We start from the raw sequence: 16,994 nt of genomic DNA on the forward strand, positions 1-16,994 counted from the left end.
GCTTCGGCGTGGCACCCGCCCCGGAACGTACCGCGCACAAACGGACCTTTTCGGCAGTCGAACGTCTGCACTTTAGTGCGGGGTTGTCCAGTTATGTCGACGGGCGTGTAACAGCGGTTAGGGGGCGGATCGGCAGCGGGAATGGCCCGGTCATGAACCACAACACCCCGCTCTCCCCCCGCCCCCTCCGTCACCTCGCCGATGTCCAGCGACGCGTCATGAGCACCGCCCAGCTCCGCGCCCACGGCGTCTCCCCCGCCGACGTCTCCGCCCACTGCCGCCCGGAAGGGCCCTGGCAGCAGCTGCTCCCGGGGGTCTGCCTGCTGCACCCGGGGCCGCCGACCAGTGAAGAGCGCCTGCACGGCGCCCTGTTGTTCGCGGGGCGGCCGCCGGCCAGGGCCGCGAAGACGGTGCCCGCGCAGCCCGGAGCGGGCGAGCCCCACGCCCCGTACGCCGACGCCCTGATCACCGGACTCGCGGCGCTCGCCCTGCACCGCTTCTCGTCGGCTCCCCCGCTGCTCTCCCTGGACCGCATCGACGTCCTCGTCCCGCGCACCCGGCGGCTGCGCTCCACCGGGTTCGTCCGGCTCGTGCGGACCCCGGCGCTGCCGACCGCCGTACAGATCGGCGGAGTTCCGGTGGCCCCGGTGCCGCGCGCGCTCGCCGACGCCGTGGCGGGGCTCACCGACGCGGGTGCGGTGCGCAGACTGCTCACCGAGGCGGTGCGCGGCGGACACTGTGAACCGGCGGCCATCGTGCGGGAGTTGAACCATGCGCGGCTGCTCACCCGCCCCCATGTCGTGGACGCGGTGGACTCGCTGCTCGCCGAGGGGAGGGCCATCGCCGAGGACCGGCTCTACCGGATGGTCGCCGAGCACGGCCTGCCCGACCCCCTGTGGAACGTCGACCTGCGATTGCCCGGTGGGCCGCACCTGGGGGGCGTCGACGCCTACTGGCCGGATCTGGCCGTCGCGGTCGAGCTGGACACCCGGGCGCCCCGGCAGGGATTCCGGCAGGACGACGACGCGCTGTGGTCCGAATACGCCCGCAAGCGCGAGCACTTGGAGCGGCTCGGCATCACCGTCGTCCATCTGACGCCCAAGAAGCTGCGCGAGTCGCTCGAACAGCAGGCGACCGTCGTACGGACCGCCCTGATGGCTTCGGGCGACCGCGATCCGGCCGCGTATGTGGTGGTGCTGCCGCGATAGCCGCCGCGGGAGAGGGGGCGGGACCCGCGCGTCGGGCCCCGCCTGCCACGTCACTTCCCGCAGAACTCCGCGTCCCGGATCGCGAACAGGTCGCCGTCCAGGCTGTTGAAGTTCGCGGAGAGCGCATGGCTGCCGCGCTCGGTCACCAGGGTCATCGACGTCGAGCCCTGGACGTCGCCACCGTTGCCCCAGACGACGGTGCCGCATGAGGTCTCGCGGCTCACCAGGCCGAGCCCGTACCCGTCATGGGGCTTGTCCGGGTCCTGCACGACGACCTTCTTCATCTCGGCGAGCTGCTTCTTGGGCAGGAGCTTGCCGCGCAGCAGGGCCGTGTAGAAGCGGTTCAGGTCCGCCGTGTCGGAGATCATCCCGCCCGACGAGCCGGCCATGGACGGATTGAGCTCCGTGACGTCGTGGAACGTGGCGTCCGGGGCCTTGGACAGCTTCATGTACGCCCGTGAACTCGGCTCCGGCATCGAGGAGTCCGTCTCCGGCACGCTGGTGGCGTCCAGGCCGAGCGGCTCGATGACGCGGCGCTTGATCTCGTCCGCGTACGACTTCCCCGTCACCTTCTTGATGATCATGCCCGCGAGGAGGTAGTTGGTGTTGGAGTAGTTCCAGCCGTCACCGGGTTCGAAGTCCGGCTCGTGGCGCATGGCGATGGCGACCTGCTGCTCGGGGGTCCAGGTGTCGTAGCGGTGCGCGAGGAACTTCTCGGTGAACATCTTCTCCTGGTAGCCGGGGTCGGACAGGACGTCGTAGATGCCGCTCGTGTGGTTGAGGAGCTGACGCACCGTGACGCGGTCTCCGTCATGTCCGTTGCCCTCGACCACGCCCGGCAGCCACCGGCCCACCGTGTCGTCGAGGCTCAGCTCGCCCTCGGCCACCAGCTGGAGCATCACCGTCGAGACGAAGGTCTTGGTGATGCTGCCGACGCGGTAGCGGTCGTGGGCGCCGCGCGGAGTCTGCCGTTCGAGGTCGCCGATGCCCGCCGCGGAGTTCCAGGTCCCGTGCTTGTCCCTGGCCTGGGCGGTGACGCCGGGGGCGTTCTCGTTGACGGCAGCCTCCATCGCCTTCTGTGTCGCCCGGTGCCGGTCGCCGTGTCCGCCACCGCCGGACCCCCCTGCGAGCGCGGGCGCCGCGAAGGCCCCCGCCGTCACCGTCATGGCCACCGCCGCGGCCACACCCACCAGGCCTCTTCTGCGCACTGACATGTCTCCCCCTCTGCTCATCACGTGCTGTCGGCGGGAGGGACTCGTGGGGCTGGTGCGGAGGTTGACCGCCGCGTGTGGGTTGGGCGGTTTTCAGCCCTTCTTGAGGATCAGTTCCGTGTTCCGGTCGCCCGGCTCGCCGCCCAGCGCGGGCTTGGCGCCGGGGGCGTTGAAGGACAGTTCGCGGTAGAGCGCGGCGAGGCCGGTCTGGGAGAGGTCCGCGTAGTCCGTGCGGTGTGGCGCCGACGACTCGATGAGGGTGGTGAACAGGGAGATCGTGCCGTCGTGGTTGTCGCTCAGCTCCACCACGCGGGCCAGCTGCGGGAAGTCGATGTGCGAGGCCGTGGAGACCTCCCAGAACGAACCGCGCGGGGTCTGGTGCGCGGTGATGGCGTTCTTGTGGCTGTGCCCGTTGACCCAGGCGAGGACGGAGGAGTGGCGGCCCAGCAGGGAGACGATCTCGTCGCCCCCGTGCCTGCCCTCGCTCGGGCGCTCCGGGTCCTGGCGCAGATTGCGCATGGTCCTGCTGGTGTGGTGGCTGAAGACGACGACGTACGAACCGCCGCCGTCCTTCGCCTCATTGGCCTTCAACTCCCGCTCCAGCCAGTCCATCTGGGCCGCGCCGAGCGAGCCCTCGTAGTGGCCGCCGGGGTCCGTCGAGTCCAGGCTGATGCCCAGTACGTCGTCGCTGATGCGGAAGGAGTAGTACTGGGTGCCGGATTCGAGGTTCTCCTGCGTGTAGCCGTGGCCCGCGGGCCCGTGCCCCTTGTACGCCGGGTCGAGGTGGGCCTTGACGTACTCGGCGGGGGTGAAGGGTGCGCGGCTCTCGTCCGGGGTGACCGAGCGCATCCGCCGCGCCTCGCTCTTCAGGAGCTCCTTGAACTGTGCGCCCTTGGGGTCGCGGCCCTTCTTGACGGCCTTCCACAGGGCGGCGCCGCGCGACTCGTCCAGGGACATCAACTTCCTCCCGCCGACGGCGAATTCGGAGAAGTACGAGTCACCGGGTCCCCAGCAGCCGCCGGGCAGCGCGTCGTGGTTGCCGACGGTCGAGTACCAGGGGAGGCCGAGCCCGGGGCTGTTGACCTCGCGGAGCGCGGCCTCCAGGAAGCCGTCGATCTGCGGGAAGCCGAGGGCCTTGTCGGAGTCGCGGCGGTCGTCGTCCGGGTGCCAGTACAGCTTGAGGCCGCTGTTCTGGACGCCTTCGTAGCGGCGCGGGTCACCGGTGTTGGGGTTGATGCGCCCGCCGCTCATGGTCTTGAGGAACCAGTCGAGCTCGGAGCGTGAGTTGTTGTCCGTGTTGTCGCCCGTCGTCACCACGCAGTGCAGCGGCGACCCGGTGGCGGGCGCGCCGCGCAGCGCGTTGACCCGCTCGACGAGCGCGACCGCGCCGGCCACCGAGAGGGCCTCCTGCGGGCGCCAGGCGCTCGCGGTCTGGGCGCGCAGATACTCGTACCGCAGCGGATGCTGCACGTCGACCAGGTGCAGGTCGGTGAACTGGACGAACGCGGCGAGCGGGGTGCGCCGCCCCTCGCGGCCGCTCTTGGCGGCGGCGAGGTCACCGCGGACCACCCGGTCCCAGGCGGGCCCGTCCCCCAGACGCCGGTAGCCGGACGTGCCGCGCGGGGCGGCGACGGTGCCCAGCGTGGTGCCGCCCCGGTAGGGCATCAGGGGCGCGGCGGGCGCCTGCCGGGAGAGCGCGACGGGGGCGGGGCCGCTGGCGGCGGCGTGGCTGGTGGCGGGCCGCAGGGCGTAGCCGATGCCCGCGGAGAGGGAGACGGCTCCGGTGGTCGCGAGGAAGGCCCGGCGGTCCACGGAGGAAGCGGCACGGGATGCGGCACGAGAGGCCGCGTGGGTGGCGGTCTGGGCGGCGGTGGCGACAGAGCGTGTGCGCGACATGGCGCGGTCTCCCCGATTGCAAACGCGTCGGCAGTGGTCGCGGGCAGCGCCGCAGTGGGCGAATTTCCCGCTCGTACTGGATCGTTGACATCCGGGATGACCTGCACGTTAACGAGACCGCAACGGGCAACGCCGATCACCGTACGTGGATCATCAGGCACCCTGTGCAGTCATGAACCCCTCTCCGGACGGAGAGGAGGCGGTCACTCCACGTTCATCTTCCGGGGAAGGGAAGGCCCTGCGCGGGCTCAGGAGGGGACCGCCAGGTGTCCGTCGTCGGGGCGGGCCCGCCACAGGTCGAGCCCGATGTCGACGAGCCCGACCCGGTCGAGTCCGGCGACGGCGTCCAGCGCGTGCCAGGCCGCGAGATCGGTCGAACCGTCCCGCTCGTGACGCAGCTCGCCGCCGGTGATGCGCGCCTCGTAGACGATGCGCAGGCCGTGGAAGTCGGCGACGGCGCCGAGCTTGCGCGGATAGCGGCGCCGCAGGGAGTCGACACCGAGCAGCACGACGGGCTCGACGACATACCCCGTCTCCTCGTCGGCCTCGCGGATCACCGTGTCGTACGGGTCCTCGCCGTGGTCCATCCCGCCGCCGGGCAGCGTCCAGCGCTTGCTGCCGTCGCCCGCCACCCAGCGGGCGAGCAGCAGCTGCCCGTCCTGTACGCATACGGCGTAGGCCGCCACCCGAAGCTCCCGGTTCACGTTCAAACGTTAGAGCCGGATGCCGATCAGTGAGGCCTCGAACCGACATACGATCACCGAATTGGAACGCGCATGTTCAAGGAAACGACAGTGTCGGCCTCTTGCGATCTTCCTCAGCGGGACGCCCACGTCACGGCCGTACGGTGGTCGACATGCAGCTTCGTTATCTACCCGATGCCCGGTCGGCGTCAGTTGGCGCAGGAGCAGCTCCTGCAGTGATCGCTGCTACACCACGGGGTGGTGGGGACTCCCCCTACGGCCGAGTGTCATGAAACTGGTGGTGCGGGTGAAGCTGCTGCCGACGCCCGAGCAGGCGGCGGCACTCGAGGCGACCCTGCGCGCCTGCAACCGTGCCGCCACCTATGCGGCACGGGTCGCGTTCGAGCAGAACGTCTACTCCCGTAACGACCTGCAGAAGCTCGTCTACGCGGAGGTGAAGTCGACGTTCGGCCTGTCCGCCCAGCCTGCCGTGCGGGCCATCAAGAAGACCGTCGACGCGTACGCCACACTGCGCACGAACCTGAGGTCGGGGAACCTGGGCAAGGTCGGCTCGAAGCGCTGGGCGAAGGCGACCGGCTCACCGCTCGCCTTCCGGGCCCAGGCCGCCCAACCGTTCGACGACCGGTGTCTGTCCTGGCAGCACGGCGCCCGCACGGTTTCGATCTGGACCCTGAACGGCAGGCTGAAGGGCCTGCACTACACCGGCCAGGTGGACCAGCTCAAAACCCTGGCGGAGTTCCGTCGCGGCGAGTCCGACCTGATCTACACCAAGGGCAAGTGGTATCTCCTGGCCACCTGCGACATCCCCGACCCCGAGGTGTTCGAACCGGTCGACTTCCTCGGCGTGGACCGGGGCATCGTCAACCTCGCCACCACCTCCGACGGCACCAACTACCAAGGCCGCCGCCTGGTCCGCTACCGCCGCTGGCACGCAGCCAAGCGCAGCGAACTGCAGGCCAAACAGACCCGCTCGTCCGTGCGACGGCTCGCCCGGCGCGCCAAGAAGGAGTCCCGTCATGCCACCCATGTGAACCACCGCATCGCCAAGGAGATCGTGGCGGTCGCCCAACGCACCGGTCGCGGGATCGCCGTCGAGGAACTCGGTGGCATTCGCGATCGGGTACGGCTTCGCCGCGACCAGCGCGCCACGCTCTCCTCCTGGCCTTTCCACCAACTCGGAGCGCACCTCGCCTACAAGGCCCGCCGGGCCGGGGTGCCGTTCTTAGAGGTGGACCCGGCCCACACCTCGCAGTGCTGCCCGCGCTGCGGGAACACCGAGCGCGCCAACCGCAGCACTCGGGACCACTTCCGCTGTCGTCGGTGCGGCCTCGCGGGGCCCGCCGATCACGTCGCCGGGGTCAACGTGCGCAACCGCGCACGCTCGGCGTGGGTGCTCGTCAACGCACCCGTTCCTGTTCCGGGCTGACCAGCCCGGAACAGGAAGATGCGACCCGTGACCGTCCCGTCGTAGGGGGTAGTCGGGAGCGCGACGAGGCGTGAATGACCAGAGCCGCACAAGCTCGGTCGTTCACGGCCGAGAAGTTGACAGAGTGACGCTAGTCCTCCTGGGATTGGCAGGCGAGTACTCCGGTGCGGACCATCGCCAAGGGCTCGCGGCGTGCGTCTGGATCGCCTCGGTGAGGGTGAAGTGGAGGGTCCGGGAGCCGTTGTCGTCGTGGGTGGTGCGGGCCGTACCGGTGAGTTGGAGGGTCGTTCCGGTCGTCCAGTCGAGGAAGAGCAGGCCGGCGCGGGGGTCCGTGGCGAGGTTGCCGAGGGTCAGGAACATCGCGTTGCCGGGGTAGTCCCGCCAGGTGAGTTCGGTGGGTGACGCGACCCGGACGAAGCCGGGATTGCCGCCCCGGTGGCTGGCGTCGGCGCCGTGCGCGTGGACGGAGGCGAGGAAGAAGGTGTCGGCGGCGGCGATGAGCGTGCGCTGTTCGGCGGTGAGTTCCGGCGTGCGGGTGGGGGTGGAGGGGCCGCCTGGATTGCGGTCGGGGTCGAGTTGGCGCTTCTGGATGTACTTGGGGCAGTTCGAGAAGACCTGGTCGGCTTCGATCGCCAGACCCCGGGGGGTCGGCCGCGCCCGTCCGTTCAGGCGCATGCGGCGGCGGGTGCGGGGGTCCAGGGCGATGGTGCCCACGGGGGCGCCCTCCTGGGCGAGGGCCCGCGCGAGGGGGTCGGCTCGGCGCAGGCCGCCCGCGACCGATATCTGATGCGGCCCCGTGGCCCGCACGAACCCCGGTTCACCGGTGAGCAGCGAGGCCCAGACGGCGCCCGCCGGGTCCGCGCCGCCGATCACCAGCATGGGCTGGATCTCCAGGAAGGCGGCGGCGACGGGGCGGATGCCGTCGCCGATGGACCGGCCCACGTGATCGGCCGTCTCCCGCACGCCGACGAGGTCCTGAACGGCGCGGGAACCGTGGTGGTACGGGGTGTGCGGGGTGGTCATGTCACTCCCTGCCGAGTCAATGGGTGAATGGGTGAGCGGGCCAGGGCGCGGTCAGAAGAAGCCGCAGCTCGGCGCCGCCGCCACCGGAGCAGCGTCCGAGGCTGCCACGCCGGACCCCGCATAGATCTCCAGGCGCGTTCCGTCCGGGTCGTGGAAGAAGATCCCGCCGGACGCCGCGCCCTCGCCGTGCGGGACGACTCCCTCGTAGGCGAACTCCACTCCGTACGCGCGCAGAGCGCTCTCGTACGCCCGCACCTCCTCGATGGTGTCCACCTCGAGCGCCAGGTGGTGCAGGCCCGCGTTCGAAGCCGCGTATGCCGCGTCCGCCTGCTGCCAGAGCGTGAGCGCGGGGCTCCCGTCCTCGCCCAGGAAGGCGAACCTGCGGCCCTCTTCCTTGCCCTCGCTGATCACGCCGTAGCCGATGACGTCGCGGTAGAAGGCGAGCGAGCGCTCGATGTCGGTGACGTTCAGGCCGATGTGGCCGGTGCGCAGTGTGCCGGTCGCGGTCATGACTCTCCCCTTGCCCGAAGTGAACTAACCTGTGAATGTGACTTTAGGGGTTAGAAGGGGAGGGCGTCAACCAGTCACGTACTCTTTGCTGGTTAGTCCTGAAGGGAGCCCCCATGTCCGCCGCACCCCGCGATCCGCGCCCGCTCGTCGGCGAGCCGCTCTCCCTCGACCTGCTCAACACCCGGTGGATGGCGGACGGCGCGCGCCAGGATCTGCTGACCGATGTCGACGGGCTCGCCGTCTGGCTCGCCGCCCACGGGCTCGATGACCGGTTCGGTGCGGACGAGGCGACGCTGGAACACGTGCTGCGGGCGCGCGACGCGCTCGCGTCCGCCGTGGACAGCCCCGACGACCCCGTCGGCATCGCCCGCGTCGACAAGATCCTCGGGCACGGGCGCATCCGGGCGACCCTGACCGCGCAAGGACCGGGCGAGGAGCCCGAGTTCAAGGACGCGACCTGGGGTGCGGCATGGCTGGCGGCCCGCGACTACCTGACGCTCCTCGCCACCGCCCCGGACCGGATCCGCCCCTGCGCGCACGAGGCGTGCATCCTGCACTTCTTCGACACCTCGCGGAACGGGACCCGACGCTGGTGCTCCATGGCCGGGTGCGGCAACCGGGCCAAGGCATCGCGGCACTACGCGCGGGTGCGCGAGGCGTAGAGGCATAGAGGCGCAGAGGCGCAAGGGCTCCCACCCTCCCCCTCAGGCTTCCGAATCATCCGCTATGTCACCGATGGCGCATGGCGGGATTACGCCACCCTCTGATCCTCTCCGGACAACTCTCCCCAAACAGCAGTCACTTACGTAAGGCTGAGCGGTCATCCGGTTCCGGATTCCGGACCTTTTCGACCTTTACGTACAGGGATGCTGATGCACAGATCCAGTGCTAGACGCACGACCCGTCTCGCGATAGCCGTCGGCCTGACCGCCGCGCTCTCCGCCGCCGGGCCCATACCCATGGCCTTCGCGGCCGACGGGGACCCCGGGGGCCCTGGAGGCCAGAGCACCCCCAAGTCCGCGGAGAAGAAGCTCGGTTCGGCCGACGCCGATCTCCTCGCGGACGCGAAGGCGGACGGCGAGAAGACCGTCACGATGATGGTCGCCACCGCTCCCGGCGCCACCGAGCAGGTCGCCGGCCAGCTCGACGCCGTCAAGGGCGGTTCGGTCGGGCAGACGTACGACAAGCTCGGCTACGTGCGCGCCACCGTGCCCACCGCGAAGGCCGGGGCCGCCATCGAGGCCGCGGGGAAGCTGTCGTCCGTGCACGGCATCGACCTGCGGCACGAGATCGAGCTGGACGACCCGACGCCCGCCGCCGACCGCGCCAAGGGCGCGAAGACGGCGGCCGAGGGGACGTACGCCGGGCCCGGCAAGAACACTCCGGCGAAGAACCCGTACAACCCGTCCTTCGAGACGGGCGCCGTCGACTTCGTGAAGAAGCACCCGAAGGCGGACGGCCGCGGCACCACCATCGGCATCCTCGACTCCGGCGTCGACCTGGGTCACCCCGCGCTCCGGAAGACCACCACGGGCGAGCGGAAGATCACCGACTGGGTGACCGCCACCGACCCGATCGTGGACGCGGACAGCACCTGGCGGCGGATGACCAACCCCGTCACAGGCCCCGTCTTCACCTGGGACAGCGAGACGTGGAAGGCCCCGGCGGGCTCCTTCCAGGTCAACCGCTTCCGCGAGTCGGCCACCACCGGCGGCGACGCCAAGGGCGACATCAACCGCGACGGCGACACCACCGACAGCTGGGGCGTGCTCTACGACCCGGCCGCGGGCACCGTCCGTGTCGACCTGAACGACAACAACGACTTCACCGACGACGAGACGATGAAGCCGTACAAGGACGACCACCAGGTCTCCTACTTCGGCAAGGACGACCCGGCGACCGACGTCGTCGAGCGCGTCCCCTTCGTCGTCGAGATCCGCAAGGACGTGCCGACCGACCCCTACGGCGGCGACTGGGTCGGCAAGAAGGCCGACTTCGTCAACATCGGCGTCATCGAGTCCGAGCACGGCACGCACGTCGCGGGCATCACCGCGGCCAACGGCCTGTTCGGCGGCAAGATGAACGGAGCGGCGCCCGGCGCCAAGCTCGTCTCCTCGCGCGCCTGCACCTGGACCGGCGGCTGCACGAACGTCGCGCTCACCGAGGGCATGATCGACCTCGTGACGAAGCGCGGCGTCGACATCGTGAACATGTCGATCGGCGGCCTCCCGGCGCTGAACGACGGCAACAACGCGCGCGCCGAGCTCTACAAGCGCCTCATCGACGAGTACGGCGTCCAGCTGGTGATCTCCGCGGGCAACTCGGGCCCCGGCGCGAACACCATCGGCGACCCCGGCCTCGCCGACAAGGTCATCTCCGTCGGCGCCTCCATCTCCAAGGAGACCTGGGCCGCCAACTACGGCTCCGCCGTGAAGAAGTCGTACGCGATGATGCCGTTCTCCTCGCGCGGCCCGCGCGAGGACGGCGGCTTCGCGCCGATCATCTCCGCGCCCGGCTCGGCCATCAACACGACGCAGACCTGGCTGCCGGGCTCCCCGGTCGCCGAGGCGGGCTACCAACTCCCCGCCGGTTACTCGATGTTGCAGGGTACGTCGATGGCGTCCCCGCAGGCCGCGGGCGCATCGGCGCTGCTGCTCTCCGCCGCGAAGCGTGAGGGCGTCAACCTGACCCCGGCGAAGCTGCGCACCGCGCTGACCTCGACGGCGGACCGCATCCGCGGCGAGCAGGCGTACGCGCAGGGCACCGGCCAGATCAACGTGGTCGACGCCTGGAACGCCATCGAGGACGACGCGAAGGCGCACACGTACACGGTGAAGGCCCCGGTCGACACCGCCCTGGAGCAGGAGCTGAAGAAGCCCGGCACCGGCATCTACGACCGTGAGGGCGGCCTGAAGACCGGCCAGAAGCGGACGTACGACGTCACGGTCACCCGCACCTCGGGCCCGGACCGCTCCATCCGCCACGAGCTGGACCTGGTCAACAACGACGAGGGCACCTTCAAGCTGCTCGGCGACGGCGACGTGACGCTGCCGCTGAACAAGCCGGTCACGGTCAAGGTGCAGGCGAAGGCCAAGTCGGCCGGTCTGCACAGCGCGATCCTGACCGTCGACGACGAGCGCAGCGAGGGCATCGACCAGCAGATCATGTCGACGGTCGTCGTCTCGACGCCGCTCGCGAAGCCCGCGTACACGTTCTCGGGGTCCGGCGCGGTGCAGCGCAACAGCACCAAGTCGTACTTCGTGACGGTCCCCAAGGGCGCCAAGTCCCTGGAGGTGGCGCTCGGCGGCCTGAAGGACAAGAGCCAGACGCGGTTCATCGCGGTGCACCCGTACGGCGTCCCGGTCGACTCGACGTCGTCGCTGACCTGCTACGCGAACTACGACAACCCGGCCAACACCTGCCGCCCCGACCTGCGTTCGTACCCCGAGCCGCAGGCGGGCGTGTGGGAGATCGAGGTCGAGTCGCGCAGGACGTCGCCGCTCCTCGACAACCCCTACAAGCTGGACGTCTCCGCTCTGGGTGTCGCCTTCGACCCCGCCGTGCAGACGGTGCCGGAGGCGAAGGTCGGTACTCCGGCGCCCGTCTCCTGGAAGGTCACCAACAACTTCGCCGCGGTGGACGGCAAGTTGAAGGGCGGCCCGCTCGGCTCGGCGAAGGCCGCGAAGCCCTCGATCAAGCAGGGTGAGACGCAGACGACGACCGTGGTCGTGCCCGAGGGCGCGGAGCGGCTCGACGTCGCCATCGGTTCGACGGCGGACACCGCCGCTGACCTCGACCTGTCGGTCTCGAAGGACGGGGCGGTCGTGGGTTCGTCGGCGGACGGCGACTCGGAGGAGTCGGTCAGCCTCAAGAAGCCCGCGGCGGGTACGTACGAGATCGAGGTGGCGGGCTACTCGATCCCGTCCGGCACCACGGCGTACGACTACCGGGACGTCTTCTTCTCGGGCGCGCTCGGCTCGGTGAAGGTGGACGAGTCGGCGCCGGTGAAGCTGGCGAACGGGGCTTCCGCGGAGGTCTCCGCCCAGGTCGCGGCGGACGCGCCCGCGGCCGAGGGGCGTCAGCTGTTCGGCGAGGTGTCTCTGCTGAACGGCCGGGGCACGGTCGCCGGGACCGGCAGTGTCCTGATCGAGAAGGTGTCTGCTCCGTAGGCAGTCACGCGGGCCGGGCTGGATCCCTCCAGCCCGGCCCGTACTTCACCCTCCGGCCACCTCGACCCCCACCTCGTGCACCGCATTACGCGCCCCCGCGAGCGGCTGTACGCGCCCCGCGAGATCCCTCGCCCGGCAGCGGATCCGATGCTCACCCGGCGTCAACTCCCGTTCCAGGGAGAAGCGTTGCCACGTCGGGCCGGAGCCAGGCGGGTCCACCTCAGCAGCCTCCCAGGCGCCCTCGTCGACCGAGACCTCGACGCCCACGATCTCCGTCGTGCTCCATGCTCGGCCACTCAACTCCACGACCCCAGCGCGGAGTTGCTCACCGTCCCCCGGCGCGAACAACTTGCTGCTCACGTCGACCTCCCGCACCGGACGCGGCTCCGAGTCCCCCGGCAGGACGCGGTTGTACAACCGCGTGGTGAACATCCCCTCCGCCCTGCGGTCCGCCAGGACGATCCGGGTCAGCCACTTCACCGAGTTCGTGCCGAACATCCGCGGCACCACCGCCCGTAGCGGAAACCCGTGCTCGGCACTGAGCGGCTCCCCGTTCATCCGGTGCGCGAGGAAGACATCGCCGCGGGCCACCGACAGGGGCAGGTCCTTGACGTACGTGAGCCCGTCCTGGCCCTGGAACGACCCCGTGTCCGCACCCTCGAACCAGACGTGCCGCGCCGCGGCCAACGGCACCGCCCGGTCCAGGAGCGCGGCGAGCGGCACCCCCGCCCACTCCACCTGCGCCACCGCCCGCGTCGGCACGTCCGGCGCGAACGGGCTCCCGAAGCACTCGTGGAAGGCGGGCAGCCGCTCCGTCCCGAGCGCGAGGACGGCGTCCATGTCCAGGCGCAGGGGGCGCTCGACCAGGCCCTCCACCGTCAGGGTCCAGTCCGCGACGTCGATGTCGGGCACGCCCAGGTGCTTCCTGACGAAGACGTCGTCGGTCGGCGTGAAGTCGGGTCGTCCGGTTCCGGGCGCGGGCACTTGGGTCGTCATGTAGTAAGCGTAGAGCTATTTCAGTCCTTACATGTAGAACCCGCGCCGAACGCCGTCTAACACGTGAGCCCCTTCGCCCTGGGCAGCGCCCGCTCGATCCACGCCCTGTCCTTGGCCACGGCCTTGCCCGTGGACCAGACGGTCGGCGACGCGTCTCCACGGTCGATGCCGATCAGCGTCCGGTCGCCGGGGCGCAGCGGCGGGTCCACGTCCACGTCCATCACGAACGTGATCTGCTTCTTGCCGCTGACGGGCTTGTAGTAGCGGGAGACGTCCAGGACGATCCGCTCCTGCTCCGCTCCGGGGATCGGCTCGACCCGGTTGACCGTGCCCTCCACGATGAGCCGCGCGCACGCCACGTACCCCTCGGGCGAGAGATCCTCGGCGGCTCCGCCACCGTTCTCCTTCTCATCCCCCGGAGCCGCCCCCTTCGCCGCGTCGGAGTCGGAGCTCTCGGTGATCCCGCCCCCGCTCTCCACCGCGAGCCAGGCGAGCCCGCCCACCAGCGAGACGGCCGCGGTGGCCGCGGCGACCCCGAGCGCCAGCGTCAGGCGCCGCCGTACACCGGCGGGACGTACACCGGCGGGACGTACACCGGCGACCGGCTTCGGCACAGCCACCGGCTCCGGCTCCGGCTCCGGCTCCGGGGCCGCCAGAGCCCGGCCCACCGCCCCGATGTGCTCTCGAAGCAGTGCGACATCCGCCACAGCCGCGGCGTGCTCCGCCACGAGCTCCGGGTCCCGCGCGGAGTCCTCGGGCAGCGGCTCGCCCGCGAGAGCGAGCGTCAGCGCGTCGTACTCGTCCCTGGCCACCGTCACACCACCTCGCCCTCGTGCAGCCGCGTCCGCAGCACCCGTACCGCCGTATGCAGCCTGCTCTTGACCGTGCCCTCCGGAATGCCCAGCTCGTCGGCTATCGCCCGTACCGGCAGATCGGCGTAGAAGCGCAGGACGACGACCTGCCGCTGCGTGTCGGGCAGCGCGTCCAGGCCCTGGGTCACGGCCATCGACAGCGCCCGTGACTCCGCCCCGTCCTCGTCCGTCGCCTCCCGCCACAGCACGGCGAGCCGCTCCCCGAGCCGCTCCTGCCTGCGGCGCGCCCGGTGCCAGTCCATGGCGAGGTTGGAGGCGACGACCGCCGCCCACGCGGACACGTCACGCGGCGCCTCGCGCCCGTCCGCCGCCCGTTCCAGGAGCTTGAGCCTGACCTGCTGGACGCCGTCGGGCAGATCGGCGTGCGGCACCCCGCCGAGCGCGAGCACCGCCCGCACCCGGTCCTCCTGGGCCGCGTCGAGCGGATCCGCCCTCTCCCGCCGATCCCGTCGCGTTCTTCCGCGCAGCAAGACACCCCTCCCGTCCCCGCGTTTCCCCTAGGACGCCGGGAGCGCCCGAAACGTTCGGTCCAGGTCCAGGTGCGGTCCACGGGAATGTGACATCCCGAACTTCGGACAATGGATTGGACAAGGCGCCCGTGGACAGACGCATCATGGAACCGGCGCAGGCCAAAGCCTGTGCCCATGCACATACGGAGGATGTCCCTGTGAAGGTCGGAATCGTCGGAGCCACCGGTCAGGTCGGCACGGTCATGCGCAAGATCCTCGTCGAGCGGGACTTCCCGGTGGACGAGCTGCGTCTGTTCGCCTCGGCCCGCTCGGCCGGCTCGGTCCTCGACGGTGTGACGGTCGAGGACGCCTCGACGGCCGACTACAGCGGCCTCGACATCGTCCTGTTCTCGGCGGGCGGCGCCACCTCGAAGGCGCTGGCCGAGAAGGTCGCGTCGCAGGGGCCCGTCGTGATCGACAACTCCTCGGCCTGGCGGATGGACCCCGAGGTCCCCCTCGTCGTCTCCGAGGTCAACCCGCACGCGATCGCGGACCGTCCCAAGGGCATCATCGCCAACCCGAACTGCACGACGATGGCCGCCATGCCGGTCCTGAAGCCGCTGCACAAGGAGGCCGGGCTCACCGCGCTCGTCGTGGCGACGTACCAGGCCGTCTCCGGCTCGGGTCTCGCCGGTGTCGACGAGCTCTTCGAGCAGGTCAAGAAGGTCGGCGACGACGGCCCCAAGCTCACGCACGACGGCTCGGCCACGGAGTTCCCCGCGCCGAACAAGTACGTCGCGCCGATCGCGTACAACGTCCTGCCGATGGCGGGCTCCATCGTCGACGACGGTCTGAACGAGACCGACGAGGAGCAGAAGCTCCGCAACGAATCCCGCAAGATCCTGGAGATCCCGGCCCTCAAGGTCTCCGGCACCTGCGTCCGCGTGCCGGTCTTCACCGGTCACTCGCTCCAGGTCAACGCCCGTTTCGAGCGTCCGCTGAGCGCCGAGCGCGCCACCGAGATCCTTGGCTCCGCCGAGGGCGTCGTCCTCACGGACGTCCCGACCCCGCTGGTCGCGGCGGGCAAGGACGACGCCTTCGTGGGCCGCATCCGCACCGACGAGACGGCGGAGAACGGCCTGGCCTTCTTCATCTCCGACGACAACCTCCGCAAGGGTGCCGCGCTCAACGCGGTGCAGATCGCGGAACTGGTGGCGGCCGAGCTCAAGGGCTAGGTCCCACCTCGTCATACGTACGCCGATGGGGGCGGACACCGATCGTCATTCGGTGGCCGCCCCCTTCGCGTGCCCGGCGTCCGCCCCCTTCGCGCACCCCACGACGAGCAGCGCGAGCGCCGCGAGGCCGCCCCCGAGCCACAGCACGTCCGTCGTCCCGAAGCCGTCCGCGACCAGGCCGCCGGTCAGCGCGCCCAGGGCGATCGCCGCGTTGAACACCCCGGCGAAGAGCGCCGCCGCCGCCTCACGGGCGCGGGGCGCCGCGGCGAGTACCCACTGCTGGGTGGAGACCGAGACCCCGCCGTAGGCCAGACCCCACGCGACCAGGAGCGCCACCGACGCGAGGAGCGAGCCGCCCGCGGGGCCAAGGAGCAGGACCACGGCGGCAAGGCCCGCGCTGATGGCGAGCAGCGCCCGGCGCGGGTCGCGGGCCGCGAGCGCGCCGCCCACGAAGTTGCCGACGATGCCCGCGATCCCGTACACGAGAAGCAGCCCGCTGATCAGCCCGGCGCCCAGGTCGGGCGCCCGCTCCAGTACGGGGCGTACGTAGGTGTACGCGGCGAAGTGCCCGGTCACCAGGAGCAGCACCACCAGGAGCCCGGCCCGCAGCCGCGCACCCCGCAGCAGCCCGGGGAACGTGCCGAGCCGCAGCGCCGCCGAGGACGGCAGTGGCGGAAGCGTCACCGCGAGCAGCCCGGCCACGGCGAGCGCGAACGCCCCCATCACCGCGAACGCCCAGCGCCAGCCCGCGAGTTCGCCGAGGAACGTACCGGCGGGGACGCCGAGCACGGACGCCACCGCGATCCCGCTGAAGATCACCGTGGTGGCCCGCCCCGCGGACTCCTCGCGCACGAGCCGTACGCCGAGCCCGGCCGCGATCGCCCACACGCCCCCGATGCAGACCCCCACGAGAACCCGCGCGGCGAGCAGCACGCCGAAGGCGGGCGCGAGGGCGGAGAGGAGGTTGGCGGCGGCGAGCAGGACCATCAGCGCGCACAGCACCGTCCGCCGGTCGGCGCGCCGCACGGCGACGGGAAGGAGCAGGGCGGCGAGCGCCGCGACCACGCCGGGCAGCGTGACGGTCAGGCCCGCGGTCCCGTCGGACACACCGAGCCCGGAGGAGAGGGAGGTGAGGAGGCCGACCGGCAGCATTTCCGTGGTGACGACGGAGAAGGTGGTGGCGGCGACGGTGAGGACGGACAGGGGCAGGGGCAGGGAGCGCTGCGGCTCGGCGGCTTCGGGGAGTTCGGGGAGTTCGGGGAGTTCGGGGGATGTGTCCGGGGTGGCTTTCATGG

At 70.9% G+C, this 16,994-nt stretch carries 14 protein-coding genes; 5 read left to right on the top strand and 9 right to left on the bottom strand.

Annotated elements, in window-relative coordinates:
* Positions 1–152 precede the first annotated feature (152 nt).
* Positions 153–1,208 carry a hypothetical protein gene (locus ABZ833_RS16195; protein ID WP_361046652.1) on the top strand — a complete coding sequence of 352 codons (1,056 nt, stop codon included), beginning with the start codon at positions 153–155 and terminating at the stop codon, positions 1,206–1,208.
* Positions 1,209–1,258: 50 nt separating this feature from the next.
* Here ABZ833_RS16195 and ABZ833_RS16200 read toward each other — a convergent pair whose 3' ends face one another.
* From ABZ833_RS16200 to ABZ833_RS16210, 3 genes are all read right to left on the bottom strand, one after another.
* Positions 1,259–2,422, bottom strand: coding sequence for a serine hydrolase domain-containing protein (locus tag ABZ833_RS16200; RefSeq protein WP_361046654.1), 1,164 nt, complete (start codon positions 2,420–2,422; stop codon positions 1,259–1,261).
* A 90-nt stretch (positions 2,423–2,512) separates the two neighbouring features.
* Complete coding sequence (locus ABZ833_RS16205) at positions 2,513–4,315, bottom strand: TIGR03767 family metallophosphoesterase (protein WP_361046656.1); 1,803 nt, start codon at positions 4,313–4,315, stop codon at positions 2,513–2,515.
* Positions 4,316–4,563: 248 nt separating this feature from the next.
* Positions 4,564–5,019, bottom strand: a complete 456-nt coding sequence (locus ABZ833_RS16210; RefSeq protein ID WP_361046659.1) for an NUDIX hydrolase — start codon at positions 5,017–5,019, stop codon at positions 4,564–4,566.
* A gap of 268 nt (positions 5,020–5,287) precedes the next feature.
* Between ABZ833_RS16210 and ABZ833_RS16215 the strand changes: the two genes are divergently transcribed.
* Positions 5,288–6,445 (top strand): transposase, encoded by a 1,158-nt coding sequence (locus tag ABZ833_RS16215; RefSeq protein WP_361046661.1) that lies wholly within the window; start codon positions 5,288–5,290, stop codon positions 6,443–6,445.
* Positions 6,446–6,547: 102 nt separating this feature from the next.
* On the opposite strand, the gene ABZ833_RS16220 is transcribed toward ABZ833_RS16215, so the two are convergent.
* Positions 6,548–7,468, bottom strand: a complete 921-nt coding sequence (locus ABZ833_RS16220; protein ID WP_361046664.1) for a pyridoxamine 5'-phosphate oxidase family protein — start codon at positions 7,466–7,468, stop codon at positions 6,548–6,550.
* Positions 7,469–7,519: 51 nt separating this feature from the next.
* Positions 7,520–7,978, bottom strand: a complete 459-nt coding sequence (locus tag ABZ833_RS16225; protein WP_361046665.1) for a VOC family protein — start codon at positions 7,976–7,978, stop codon at positions 7,520–7,522.
* A 113-nt stretch (positions 7,979–8,091) separates the two neighbouring features.
* Between ABZ833_RS16225 and ABZ833_RS16230 the strand changes: the two genes are divergently transcribed.
* Positions 8,092–8,640: a CGNR zinc finger domain-containing protein gene (locus ABZ833_RS16230; RefSeq protein WP_361046667.1), complete on the top strand. Its 549-nt coding sequence runs from the start codon at positions 8,092–8,094 to the stop codon at positions 8,638–8,640.
* Between the two features lie 210 nt (positions 8,641–8,850).
* Positions 8,851–12,147: a S8 family serine peptidase gene (locus ABZ833_RS16235; protein ID WP_361046670.1), complete on the top strand. Its 3,297-nt coding sequence runs from the start codon at positions 8,851–8,853 to the stop codon at positions 12,145–12,147.
* Positions 12,148–12,192: 45 nt separating this feature from the next.
* Here the strand turns inward: ABZ833_RS16235 and ABZ833_RS16240 are convergent, their stop codons facing one another.
* Genes ABZ833_RS16240 through ABZ833_RS16250 form a run of 3 tightly spaced genes read right to left on the bottom strand, consistent with a single transcriptional unit; the run spans position 12,193 to position 14,485 of the window.
* Positions 12,193–13,143: a molybdopterin-dependent oxidoreductase gene (locus ABZ833_RS16240; protein ID WP_361046672.1), complete on the bottom strand. Its 951-nt coding sequence runs from the start codon at positions 13,141–13,143 to the stop codon at positions 12,193–12,195.
* 56 nt (positions 13,144–13,199) lie between these two features.
* Positions 13,200–13,955, bottom strand: coding sequence for a hypothetical protein (locus ABZ833_RS16245; RefSeq protein ID WP_361046674.1), 756 nt, complete (start codon positions 13,953–13,955; stop codon positions 13,200–13,202).
* Positions 13,956–13,957: 2 nt separating this feature from the next.
* Entirely contained in the window at positions 13,958–14,485 is a 528-nt protein-coding gene (locus tag ABZ833_RS16250) for a sigma-70 family RNA polymerase sigma factor (RefSeq protein WP_361046676.1), read from the bottom strand.
* A gap of 197 nt (positions 14,486–14,682) precedes the next feature.
* Here ABZ833_RS16250 and ABZ833_RS16255 point away from each other — a divergent pair, with 197 nt between their 5' ends.
* Complete coding sequence (locus tag ABZ833_RS16255) at positions 14,683–15,699, top strand: aspartate-semialdehyde dehydrogenase (RefSeq protein ID WP_361046679.1); 1,017 nt, start codon at positions 14,683–14,685, stop codon at positions 15,697–15,699.
* 45 nt (positions 15,700–15,744) lie between these two features.
* On the opposite strand, the gene ABZ833_RS16260 is transcribed toward ABZ833_RS16255, so the two are convergent.
* A complete protein-coding gene (locus ABZ833_RS16260) occupies positions 15,745–16,992 on the bottom strand; it encodes an MFS transporter (RefSeq protein ID WP_361046681.1) in 1,248 nt (415 codons plus the stop codon).
* Positions 16,993–16,994 lie beyond the last annotated feature (2 nt).

This window comes from Streptomyces sp. NPDC047525 (assembly GCF_040643025.1).
Classification (GTDB): domain Bacteria; phylum Actinomycetota; class Actinomycetes; order Streptomycetales; family Streptomycetaceae; genus Streptomyces; species Streptomyces durmitorensis.